This window comes from Occallatibacter sp. (assembly GCF_036502485.1).
GTDB lineage: Bacteria > Acidobacteriota > Terriglobia > Terriglobales > Acidobacteriaceae > Telmatobacter.
Genome location: NZ_DASXYM010000173.1, coordinates 1 through 11,765, shown reverse-complemented (window position 1 = coordinate 11,765; position 11,765 = coordinate 1). Strand labels below are relative to the sequence as shown.

13 protein-coding genes are annotated in these 11,765 nt (G+C 59.8%); all 13 read right to left on the bottom strand.

What is annotated here, in order from left to right:
* Nucleotides 1–31: 31 nt before the first annotated feature.
* Nucleotides 32–1,177 (bottom strand): 5-(carboxyamino)imidazole ribonucleotide synthase, encoded by a 1,146-nt coding sequence (gene purK, locus VGL22_RS20935; RefSeq protein ID WP_465268909.1) that lies wholly within the window; start codon nt 1,175–1,177, stop codon nt 32–34.
* A gap of 17 nt (nt 1,178–1,194) precedes the next feature.
* A complete protein-coding gene (purE, locus tag VGL22_RS20930) occupies nt 1,195–1,686 on the bottom strand; it encodes a 5-(carboxyamino)imidazole ribonucleotide mutase (RefSeq protein ID WP_465268966.1) in 492 nt (163 codons plus the stop codon).
* An 86-nt stretch (nt 1,687–1,772) separates the two neighbouring features.
* Nucleotides 1,773–2,000: a hypothetical protein gene (locus VGL22_RS20925; protein ID WP_465268908.1), complete on the bottom strand. Its 228-nt coding sequence runs from the start codon at nt 1,998–2,000 to the stop codon at nt 1,773–1,775.
* A gap of 89 nt (nt 2,001–2,089) precedes the next feature.
* On the bottom strand, nt 2,090–4,405 hold the full coding sequence (locus VGL22_RS20920; protein WP_465268907.1) for a hypothetical protein: 2,316 nt from the start codon (nt 4,403–4,405) through the stop codon (nt 2,090–2,092).
* A gap of 71 nt (nt 4,406–4,476) precedes the next feature.
* Nucleotides 4,477–5,460, bottom strand: a complete 984-nt coding sequence (locus tag VGL22_RS20915) for a hypothetical protein (RefSeq protein WP_465268906.1) — start codon at nt 5,458–5,460, stop codon at nt 4,477–4,479.
* Entirely contained in the window at nt 5,457–6,008 is a 552-nt protein-coding gene (locus VGL22_RS20910; RefSeq protein WP_465268905.1) for a hypothetical protein, read from the bottom strand. The genes VGL22_RS20915 and VGL22_RS20910 overlap by 4 nt, the downstream gene beginning before the upstream one ends.
* Nucleotides 6,009–6,016: 8 nt before the next feature.
* On the bottom strand, nt 6,017–6,451 hold the full coding sequence (locus tag VGL22_RS20905; RefSeq protein ID WP_465268904.1) for a hypothetical protein: 435 nt from the start codon (nt 6,449–6,451) through the stop codon (nt 6,017–6,019).
* A gap of 3 nt (nt 6,452–6,454) precedes the next feature.
* Nucleotides 6,455–7,078: a hypothetical protein gene (locus tag VGL22_RS20900; RefSeq protein ID WP_465268903.1), complete on the bottom strand. Its 624-nt coding sequence runs from the start codon at nt 7,076–7,078 to the stop codon at nt 6,455–6,457.
* 136 nt (nt 7,079–7,214) lie between these two features.
* Entirely contained in the window at nt 7,215–8,189 is a 975-nt protein-coding gene (locus VGL22_RS20895; protein WP_465268902.1) for a hypothetical protein, read from the bottom strand.
* 185 nt (nt 8,190–8,374) lie between these two features.
* Complete coding sequence (locus VGL22_RS20890) at nt 8,375–8,791, bottom strand: hypothetical protein (protein ID WP_465268901.1); 417 nt, start codon at nt 8,789–8,791, stop codon at nt 8,375–8,377.
* Between the two features lie 201 nt (nt 8,792–8,992).
* The gene (locus tag VGL22_RS20885; RefSeq protein ID WP_465268900.1) at nt 8,993–9,529 is read right to left on the bottom strand and encodes a hypothetical protein; all 537 of its coding nucleotides are present in this window, start codon (nt 9,527–9,529) and stop codon (nt 8,993–8,995) included.
* Between the two features lie 72 nt (nt 9,530–9,601).
* Nucleotides 9,602–10,837, bottom strand: a complete 1,236-nt coding sequence (locus VGL22_RS20880; RefSeq protein ID WP_465268899.1) for a phage portal protein — start codon at nt 10,835–10,837, stop codon at nt 9,602–9,604.
* 184 nt (nt 10,838–11,021) lie between these two features.
* On the bottom strand, nt 11,022–11,765 hold a 744-nt coding region (locus VGL22_RS20875; protein ID WP_465268898.1), incomplete at its 5' end, for a DUF3037 domain-containing protein.

Sequence of the window (11,765 nt, the reverse complement as noted above, 5' to 3'; positions counted from 1 at the left end):
CGCGCCCTTTGCGCGCTGGCCGTGAGTTCAATCAGGCGTTCAGGCGGCGCTTGGCTTCGAGCACGCGCTCCAGTGCTTCATCCGCCGTTGCGCCAACAGAAGATAGATGACCCATCTTGCGGCCGGGCCGGGCCGATAACTTCTCGTATAAGTGGACCCGCACGCCAGGTACTTCCATGGCGGCTGCAAAGTCTGGTTCGCCGTTGAGCCAAACATCGCCGAGCAGGTTCACAATGGCACAAGGTGAGATGAGTGCCGTATCTCCGAGGGGAAGGTTCAGCGCAGCGCGCACAGCCTGTTCAAACTGACTTGTGACGCATCCGCGCTCGCTCTGGTGATAGCTGTTGTGAGGTCGCGGCGCGAGCTCGTTCACGAAGAGTTCGCCTTTCTTCGTCACAAACATTTCAACGCAGAGCAGGCCTTCAATTTCAAGGCCGGCGCTGATCTCGCGTGCCAGTCTCTCAGCTCGTTCTTCAAGTTCCGGTGGAATGCCTGCGGGCAGGACGCTCCACGCGAGGATCTGATTTTCGTGGTGATTGCGTGCGGCGGGAAAGCTGCGGACTTCGCCGGACGGGTTGCGCGCAGCCATCACGCTGATCTCGATGTCAAGGTCGAGCGCCTGTTCCGCTACGCAAGGATTTCCGCCTAGCGACTTCCATGCTGCCGCGATGCTCTGTTCGTTTGCGGCCTGCTCAAGCCCAATGCGCGCCTGCCCTCGGCCATCGTAACCGCCGCGCCCAATTTTGAGGAACACGCGATTGTCGAGCTCGGACACGGCTGCCGGCAGTCTTTCTTCGCTGTCAACAACGCGGAATGGACCTACGGGAAAACCATGGTCCGCTAGCCACGGCTTCTGAAGAGTCTTGTCCTGGATGATGCGGATGGGTTCCACACCAGGGCGAAGCGGCGCGATGTCGGAAACGCGCTGCAGCGCATCCACACCAATCTGCTCGATCTCGAGTGTGACGGCATCAGCTCCTGCTGCCAGGCAATGCGCGGCGTCGGCGTCGTCCCACTTACCCACGATGGTTTCATCGACCACGAAACTGGCGGGGCATCGTTGCTCAGGATCCATTACGCGAATGTGATAGCCCATAGTGCGCGCGGCCATCGCCATCATGCGGCCCAACTGTCCGCCCCCGAGAATGGCAAGAGTGCCGCCGGGCTGTACTTGCATTGGACTGTTACTGAAGGTCAAGCTGGCAGCTCCTGATCGAGAACTTCCTGGGTGCGCGCGGCGCGCCATTGCGCGAGGCGTTGATAGAGGGCTTCGTCGGTGGTGGCGAGCATCTCAGCGGCGAAAATAGCGGCGTTTGCTGCACCTGGCTTGCCGATAGCCAGAGTTCCGACCGGCACTCCCATCGGCATCTGCACAATGGAAAGCAGCGAGTCAAGACCGTTGAGCATCGTAGCAGGCACGGGCACGCCAAGCACAGGGAGCAGCGTCTTTGCAGCCAGCATGCCGGGCAGGTGCGCGGCGCCTCCGGCTCCCGCGATGATCACCCGCAGGCCGCGCTCGCGCGCCGTTTCAGCGTAGTGGAAGAGAAGGTCAGGCGTACGATGCGCGCTTACAACTTTGGCTTCGTGAGGGATCTCGAGAGCGCGCAGAATCTCCACCGCAGCGGAGAGGACCTCGTAATCGCTCTTGCTGCCCATAACTACGCCGACCAATGGCTGAGCATCCATGGGCTGATTATACGAGGCGGCGCTCTGGGTCTTGAGTTTGAGAAACACTGATTACGAGCTCACAACCTTCTGAGATAGCGAGGCGCTCAGTGGCGATGCCAAGCCTCCACAGCTACCTGCAACACTGCTATGAGAACACTGAACGCGGCGACAAAACCCTTGGCGCGCTGCCAATTCTGCTCGTGGCGTTCCATGCGTCGTTCAAGTTCTGCGAGACGGCCGCCGTTGCCATCCCCCATGAGGCCGTTCATCTGGTTTTTGAGGACTGAGAGATCGCTGAGCACTTGGGCTTCAAATTCATTCATCATGCGCATGTTCGGAACTCCGGTGATCCGAGTGGAGGACCTCGCTACAGCCCGCAGGCCCTCCGCTCCGCTCAAGAAACAAAGCTGAAATGTGACAGTTACGCGCTGAGTGGCATGTTAAGGACTAATACCGCGGAAAACTCGCTGTAGTTCGGCGGGTCAGCGCCATCGAACATGCGTACGTAGAAACGGTCGGACGCGCTGCGCCGTGTGAATGTGAGGTTCGGCTGCGAACCCCGCATTACTAAGCTAGAGTCTTCGCCCGGCATGAAGGCGTGGTCGCGATTGCGGATTTCGAATCCGCCGCCCCCTGGCGCTGCCGATCCGGTGTTGATGGAAACATTGTTGCCGCTGATCGCTGTCACTCTGAGCGCATTGAGGTTCGCGGCATACGCGGGTGCGGCAGGCACAGGAAGCCACGTGTCGGAGGGCACGGAATCACTGGCGCGAATGGCGAGGTCCTCGATCCAATCGTTGGCGAAGTCGACCTCGTACGTCACCAGGTCAGGCGTGCTTGCGCCATAGACTAGCTTCACCCTGCGCACCACCACTTGAGTATCAAGATGGCAAGACGGCACGTTGAGAGCCAGAGCATCTCCTGGCCAGACGTCGGCTTGTAATTCGAGGTTGTTCCCGCGCCACATGCCGGACCACAGCGCCGCCGAACTGGTCGAGGATGCAAGCAGGGCCGCGGCCGCATTGCGGCAATCAGCCGAGCTGCGCGGGGCGGGATTCGTAACCGATCCGATCCAGGCCAGTGTGAGATACGAGCCGTCCGGCGGCAGTGTTTGCTGACTCCCGTTAGCTACAGCTCGTCCCACAGAACGGCCCACCGCGCGATACCACACCGTGATCTGCTCCCCCGCCGCAGGAGTAACGCCCGTAGTGAACACCAAATGCCCCGAGCGTTCCACGGCGCATTCGGCAGATTGCGCAGCCGTCCCGAGCCGGCGCGTGAACAGGGTGCCATCGGATGCCTTGCTCATAACCCATGCAGATCCCAGGCTGCTAACGCTGAGCGCCCGCATAGAGCCATGCAGGTCGATGCTGCTGGCCGCCAGCACTGAACACGATGCAGGCAAATTAGAGAGATCACCCTCATAAACACAAACCGGCATCGACGCAACGCCGTTCACAAATTCCTGAATCTCGAGCTGCAGCCGCGCCGGAGAAAAGACAATCTGGCCTCCCAGCGCAATCAAGCCCGCGTCACCAAACGACAGATACATCGCGCGGGCGCTTTGCTGCTCGGGCGAGTGGACACGAATGCGCAACGTGTATTCGTGATCTGGGTCAAGGACGACCGTCGGACCGCACGCAGAGCCGCACACCACAGCTTGGAGGGATACACCCCCTGTCCCCGGTTGCGCCGTCGCCTGGAACCCCGCGAAACAGGAAGCGCTCGTCACATCCCCAGAGAAAAACGCGGCAAGAAGACCGGCGCTTTCGGCGGCGAGTTTCACACCCGCGGCTTCGAGTAAAAGCGTACCGGCCATTTCTACTGGATCAAGCCAGGTCAACTGCGTCTCACCGTCGATGCCGTTGCCTCCTCTCATGATCAGTCCCGAGGCTCCCAGCCCGAAAAACGTGTTGCCGCTTGGATTGCTCCAGTTACGGGTATCGATACCCGGTTCGTCAAATCCCTCCGCGAGGATATTCGCCTTTGATGCGGGCGGAAAGTATGGCGCGTCCGCGAGCACAAAGGAGTTAGTCAGGCCATCTGCCACGAATACTTCCGTAACATACGCTGCAGGTTCGTGCAGTCCGCAAACTGTAATGTCATTAGCCAAATCGCGTCGCACATTGCGGGTAAACGTGAGATTCGCGAGAGTCAGGCTGCCGTCCGCTTCATCCAGGGAGTGAACGGCCGTTGGTATCGAGTTGAGTACGAGTTTTCCCGCGTGAGCACGGTAAGCGGCCCGCGCCTGACTTGCTATTTGGCCCGCCGACTTGCTGAAAGGTGCGCCGGGATCGGGGGTGAAGTGGCTCACTCGCGTTTGCAGAGTGAGGCCGCCATATTCGAGTTCGGAGGAACCGGTGTGCGCGGCAACATTGGCCAGCAGTGCACCCGCCGTGAGTCCGCTCGCCCCTTTGCTGCCTGACACCGCCGCTTGGTCAAGAAGGATTTCCTCGCTCACTGCATGAATGAGGAGCCGGTATTGCGCGCCTTCCATCGCCATGCCGGCATACTCCGGCTGTGGAGTGGCCGCAATGTAACCAGTGAAGTAAATGGAGCCTTCGTCGCCTGCAACCTCGATGTGCTGAAAGCGCGCCGGAGACGCTAGCGAGCCGCCAGACGGCAATGCGAGCGAAAACCGGCAGACGGAGGGCGCATTCAAGGTGCGTTCGATCGCCAGTGGCGCCGAGGCATCCAATGCCATGGTGTAATCCTGATTGTTGATCGTAAGATGCATGAGTTACCTCGGCTGAGTTAGCGGCGAAACGATTGATGCTGGAACATTCTGACGAGCGGCAACCGTGAGCGTTAGACCAGCGTGTTCTTCGCCGGTAAAAGACTGCGATAGCAAACCACGCGCTCGTTGTCGAGCGGATCAGTGATGGGGAGCGCCAGACACTCCGCATTCAGGCAGATGCGTTCAAGGCGGCCCTGACCTTTGCCCGTGAGCGATTGTGCGGTCTCTTCTGCGCTCGCCATCGATTGCAGCCGCGGGTAATGGAAGCAAATACGGTCGCCCTGCGAGCCTTCCATGACGAAGAGCGCCGACCACTCGTGAAAGAAAGTGCCGCCCTCGCGATCTACAAACCCCGCAACAACCTGCGCCTTAGCGCCCTGGGACGGAACACCGCACGGCAGTGGCGACGCCAGCGTGAGCGACGACGCATTCACCTGCGCCACCAGTGCGACGTTGAATGTCACTCTGCGCACATAGTCCGCATCCTTCAGAGGCTGCCGGAGATAGGAACCAACAATCGGCCACCCTAGGAATCCGGTTTGTCCGGTATAGTCCACGTCTATTGCAACCAGCTGTCCGGGTGAAAACTTCCCGGCGTCACCTGCAGCCATGGCAAGGCAGATGGAGGTGGATCCACTCTGCACGGAAACGGCCTTAATGGCCTCCGCCCCGGTAGGTTGCGCGATCCCTCCTGCAGCGGGAGCAAGGACGTTCATGTGCTGCGACCCGGTCGCAAGCGCCATGTTCAGCTTGGTCCAGGCGAGAAACTGAAAGCTCACCTGAGCGCCTAGAGCTTCATGCACTTGCTGCTGTGCGGCGATGGGAATCCCGGTGTTCACCGTCGTTGTCTTGCTGACCGGCTTGCGGGTGAAGTTTTGAATGAAGCCGAGGCTGATCCACGGCGGAGGCGGATTGTCTAAGTCGAAGCTGCTCGCGCCAGCCGGGTCAAACAGAACCGGCTGCTGTGCCGCACGACCGACGGGTGCATAGTAAGCCCGCACGCGGCGGCTTACCGGCGCGACGGCTTTAATCCAGTTCACGGCGGCGGACATCATTCACCTGCTTCCTGGTAGCTGTAAACCATGACTTTTGCGGATCGCATCAGGCGATCGCGCTGTGTAACCACCGGCGAGAAGACAGGATCATCCCAGAAGACCTGACTGAGCATCGCCATAGTCGGCTGCCGGGAGTAATCCAACTTAGCGGTGGCGAACGGCTGAAGAATGGCAAGAAGCTCACCATCCATCTTACTTAGAGCCCGGCCGCGGTCCAGCCCCCCGAAGGTTTGGCAGCCGCAGGTGTTGTATACGATCTCGCACTCGTCCGCGATGAGAGACGAGGCAAGGTCGATGTCCGCACCATGCCTAAGCCAGCGCAGAATGAAGACATCATTGGGTAACTGCGCAAACGGAGCTTCCGCTTCTTCCACGAGAATGCCCGGGCGTACGGTCCCGCGCAGTACGAGAGTACGCTCGGGATTGAGTGCGGCCAGCCGGTTGCGAAGGGCCATATAGAAGGAATCTTTCGCGTTTTGCATAACATCTCCGAGGGTGTTCAGGTCATGCTTCACAATCAACAGGGTTATCTCGCTGAGCCGGCGCATCGCCCCTCTTACACGCCTTGCGAACGCGCTTCGCGAAGCAACAGGCGATAGAGGTAGATCCGCCCGAAGGCCTCATTGGCTGCAATTGACTCGATCAGATACTCCTGTCCGGCGACAGTGATTGAGAGAGTCATGGCGAACAGTGCCTGCGCAGAATCAACTTCCAGGGCACTCAGTTGGTCCTCCACGCTGCTGGCAGAAACCAGCAGCTCCCACTTGGACGGGCTTCCACTCTGCCAACTGGGACGACACTTGCGCATCACCGCCGGACTGAGGATGACATCGGCAAACGTCGAAGGAATGAGGCCAACCTCGCATTGAGCGCCGTCGGAACAGGGGCTGGCAACGCGAAGCTGTGCTACGGCTCCACCTACCGATCGGAGCAGCGCGTCTGCCAGCATCTGTGGTGCGCTGGTTGCATTGCGGGATGCGGTATCTGACATGGATCACCCCACGCGAGTCGCAACATAGGGACGAAGCCATTGCTTCACGGTATCGTCCAGGAGCGAGCTCGAGAAATACTGCATTTGCATGGTGTCGATCTTGCTGGCCTTTGCATTCAGTGCTGGCGTGGATTGCGCGTTGCGCACAATCTGCGCACATGCGCACTTGATGTCATCTCCAACCTGTGCCAAGCCAGCCGAGTAAGCGACAGCGATCTCGTTGAATGGAAGACCGAACAGGTTCGTCGGCAGCGTCAGTTCCCCGGTTTTGGCATCCAGGTCCACGCTTCCTGCATCGATCGAAGTCCATTGGCCAGGGAGCGAAAAGGCCCAGGCCGCATCGAACAGCAACTCATTCGATACCTCCCCGCGACGCGGCCGCGCGTACCGCGCCTGGATGCTGATGATCGGCGAAGTGGCTACACCTAGTGCCGCGAGCGGCAGATAGGTGAGCCGCACCGCTTGTACATCGCACGTAATGCGAAGACGTTCCGTGTACTCGATGATGTTGAGGTCGGGACGGCGGCAATAGCTGTTGATCAGCGCAGTAGCCGCGCTGATCCAGTCTGCCGACGTGGACGCCGGGAGACCGTAGTCGGGGTATTCCTCTGGCTGGAGGTATGCCATGGTTCCTTCTTTCCGCAATGCGTAATTCACGGCTTGTGGTTGTCATTCACCAGTTCTCAGCTACAGAACACGAACCGGACCTGATTGCAGGCAGCGTCTGTGAACTGTGAACTGAGAACTGGGAACTGTCCGTGGTTTAGCGGTCTACGAGCACTTGATAGTGCGCATAGCTTGCGCCCTTCACTACAAGGCCGCCGAACTTCACCGCGACATACTGGTGTGTGAGCGAGTTAGGCATGCCAAGCTGGAAGATGCGCGGCGCCGCATCCCCAAGCCAGTGATACTCGATCAGATCCTCGGTGACGATATAGGCCGGAAGTACCGCTGACCCCGAACCGGGAGTGCCGGTGTAACCCAGACTCCAGTCTGGAATCAGCGGAAGGTCCCCCGCCTGCGTGGAGAGCATCTTTACGCGGAAACCGCCCGTCACCTCATCGGAGTTCAGAACCACATTGAAGTCGCTCTTCATTTCGCGATCGATGAGATCGAGCAGGACGGGGTTGGCGTAGATGGCGGTCGGACGTACGTGGTAGCCGTTGTTAGCCACCATCTGCGCTACCGTTGACTTAAGTCCGTCGACAATGGACTCCGATATGCCGATCGTCTTGGTATTGCCGGCGGCGGCAATCTGCGCAATCGCACCCATGTACTGCGTGGTCGTCGGCCCGGAGAGGCTTGTGTCATTACCATTCCACAGCGCCACGTCGTGTGTCACCATCACACCTGAGACGGTATCCACCAGGTCCTTCGCCTGCAAATACGCGAACTGTTGCTGCTGCTTGCCGAGTTCGATGTCGAACAGGTTGTAGTTGATCTGCGCGACAATCGCCTTCAGAGGGACGCTGCGCTCCACACGGGTGGGACTCACTGTGGGTGCCGCGATGGAACGCGGGTTCACAAAACCCGCGGCGCCGGGATTCGGGATCGCGCTCTCTTCAAAGAAGCGCGAGGGATGACCGGTAGCGGGAATCTGCTTGATTCGCTGCCCGAACGGACTTGAGCGGCGGCAGATGTCGAAGATTTCCGTCTGGTACAGCGGCACCTCCACGGCCCCAGGTCCAATGTAGTCGGCTGCGGCATGGATGTCGGCGAAAGAGACTGAGTTATTCATGATGTGCTTTCTGCCTGATTGGCGGGTTGGCGCTGGAAGACAGCTATCAGCCGTCGGCCATTAGCCAGGCGTAGTCCAGCGTAAGTTGTGGTCTTGCTCCCTGACGGATTGATCCGCGTGAGCAGGAATCAGCCCTTCTGCGAGTTATGTGCTGAAGGCTCAGAGCTGATGACTGACAGCTGAACTTAAGACAGCGCGCCCGCACGGAGTAACTGGCTTTTCACCGCGATGCGCTGTTCAAGACTAAGTCCGCCCAGCGCCGCGTCGAGGTTGCGGACATCGACCGGACCGTCGCCAATGCCGCGTTTCGCCAGCATGTCCGCGGTTGAGGCGGGCAACGTCTTCCGACCCGCGGGCGGCGCAGAGACCGTCGCAGTTGAAGACGCACCGGCCGCGGCTGCCTTCAAATCCGCGATCTCGCGCTCCGCGGCCGCGAGCTTGTGCTCAAGCTCTTCTTCGCGCCGCGATTGTTCAACCGTCGCGGAGATCTTCTCGACTTCGCCTGTGATCGCAGCTTGGCGTTCTTCAATCCATCCCAGCGTGCGTTCCAGCAGGGTGGCTGCATGTTCAAGACGTTCGGCAACTTGCTCGTGGTTTTCCATAGGTTCCTTTCGTGAATGGCAGCTATTCCCTTTCGGCTCTTAGCTGCTGAGTGATCCGGCACCACGCCGGCTGGATGAAGTGGGCAAAAGAAAAGCCCCGCGCATGGCGGGGCAATCATCGCGAGGCCAGAGCTGTTAATTCACGCCGTTGGGCCCTCATGACCGGCAACTACAAGGAGCCAACAGGCCTTTCGCAGAGCGTTACGCCGAAAGCTGCTGGTCAACTGCTGACGTCTGGCTTTTAGCAATCCAGAAGCTGGTTCTGCGGTAGGCGGCCTTGTCTCGCAACAGAATCGCCGCGCCCGTGAAGGTCACCTTGGTGAGCTTCCAGATCGGAGCGCGCATATCTTCCACTTTCGCGTCTGCGATTTCGTAACTCATTCCCAGGATGCTCGGCCCGTGAGCATCAATCGCCTTCGCCACATCCGGAAAGTCGCGAGCGTAGAGATAACCCCGCACCAGAAGATTGTCGCCGCTAAGCGTGGCCTCGGTAAGCAGGCCGATCTTGCAGCGGCAATCGTGGCCGTCCCAGGCAGGGCGATAGTCGATAGCCATGCCCAGCAAGGATGGAAGCGCCTGCTCGGCAGCCTCACCGGTGAGCAGCACACGGTGACCGCGCGCGCCCGACGGAGCTTTGTCGCTGGGCGTGTTAACAAGGGTGAGAATTCCTTCAAAGGGCACCCGGTTAGGGTGTCCGTGGACAGGTGGAATGTGTACTGCCATGGCGTGCAGGTGCATGTCATTTTCCCAATTCTGATATGTGGGTGGCGAAAGCCTCCATCGGCAGAGACTCGTAAGTGAAAGATGGAATCAAACGGAAGGCTTAGCGCTCAGAACTGACGCCGCGCCCAGTGGCGGGTAGCCGCGCAATGCGCGGACTTCATTGACAGTGAGAACTCCCGCCTGTAGAAGCTGAACCTGCACCGACAACTCGGTCTCCTCATCGCGGGCGCTCAGATCGTTGAATACAAACTCGAATTCACGCCAGCCGATGCACTTACTGAACAGATCGCGCGTGATGTGGCCCGCAATTAGTTGCGCCAGCGGTGAGATAGCTCCGCGGAAAGCCTCGTCGGCTAACTCGCCGGCTGTGGAGCGATTCACGTCGCCCTCCAGCCCCAGCAGCATCGGCGGCAATCCAAACGCATTGGCCACCATGCGGATCAGGAATTTCTGCCACTCAAGGCGCAGATCTGCGTCCGTGCCCTGGGCAAAGCGCAACACCTCCGGCTTCTGCTCAGTGGAGATGAGCGGAACACGGCCCGTGCCCTCGATCTCGTCCTGCCACCAGCGGATAAGCCGGTCGTGCTGCGCGGGTGTCGCCTCATTCAGCCATAGCGCATATTGCGCCACAGAGTTAGCAGCCAATTTGCCTGCAAATCGATGCGCCGCAAGAAACTGATTGATTGTCTCGAAGGCAACTTCCAGAGGGCCGAGGCCGAACGGCGTGAAACTGCGCGGGTTCATCCGGATGTACATCAATTCGTCGTCGCGCAGGTCCACGCCGCTGTCCGCTTGCCCAGCAGGGCACTGCGCGTACCGCGGCACGTCGAGCGAGCCGTCCCACTTGCCGTTGATGCGCACTGACGCGCCATCCACCGGCCATAGCATGGCCGGCCGCTCGGCGTCGCCGGTCGTTTCCATTTCAATGGCGCCGAAGCCGCCCGTGAGCGCGTCTTCAATCACCTGCTCCATGAGAGTACGAAAACTGTCGGCAGGGTTAGGCTCCTCGAGCACCAGTCGCAGCGCGTGAGTCCTGGCAAGCGCCTCGGTGGGATCCATGCTGCAACCCCGCCGTATGCGAATCTGCCAGTCCATCGCAGCCACCCTGTCTTTAATCACGTTGATAGCGCGCCGCACCACAGGCGTTTCCGCAAAGCGGCGCAGGTTGGCCGGCGTAGGTTTGGGCATGAGCTTCCCGGGATACTGCACCGGGCTGAGGATGGCGGGCAGAGCCAGCGTTTTTCTCTCGCCTTCAGCGGCTTCGAGCCTTGCCGGCTTATTCTCGCTGCGCAGAAAGGCGCGCAAATGGGTGGTCAGTTTCACGGGTCACTCCTTGGGTGAAGGAAGAGATAGGGAAACCGGGGCCTGCGAAAAGCGACTTAGAGCAAAAAAGCAACAGCCGCTGTCCGACTGCCGCAGCGGCTGTTACTCGCAAAAAAAGCGATCGCCCGAAGACGATCGCCGGCTCTATTCCTTAATCCCTGCTCCTGTTCCCTGCTTCCAATTGTTATTCCAGCCGTAACTCGCGTCTCGCAGTTGCGGCGATGTTAGGTAAGTCGGTGGTGGTAAGCACCCGTATCTCGTGCTCCTCCATGGTCTCAATGCCGAAGCGGTACATCTCAAGCCGCTCCGGCTCCTCGTCTGTGGCGCCAATGCGCGCGGCCGGTTCCACAATCGCCGTCAGTTGCAGTTGCGCTTTCTCCATCCGCTCCACGCCAGCGCGCAGACTCGCTGAAGAAAACGCCAGCACCTTCGCCATCTCTACTCCAGGATCAAGCGAAACACCCTGAAACATCTTGATGACACCATTAGGCCGATACCCAGCGTCGATCCGCAGCGGATCTCCGGGCCGAGTGTAGTCGGCCGCGCGGATCTGCTTGCGCATCAGGCCCCACACCTGGGCCCGTTCAAACTCATTCCTCATCGCCGACTGGATGGCGGCACGCCCCGACAACCTCGACACGCGCTCGCGCCTGGGGGGCTCTACGTACATGCGCATCAGCTCTTCCATCCCGGTGATCAGACTTTCCGCAAGATATCCCTTCGGTTCAGTCATCTGCACGTTCAATGAGAGCGACTCATCCAGAATGCGGGTGAACTTACGTTCCGCTTCAGGCCTGCCCAGGTCCTCCTGCAATCGCCGGCGAAGCTCGTTCTCCATGCCCTCCAGCATGGCAGTGTCGGCATCCGGATCCAGGCACCGCACGCGACGCCAATCACGGGTAAACCGCACATCGAGCCGTCCGCCTTC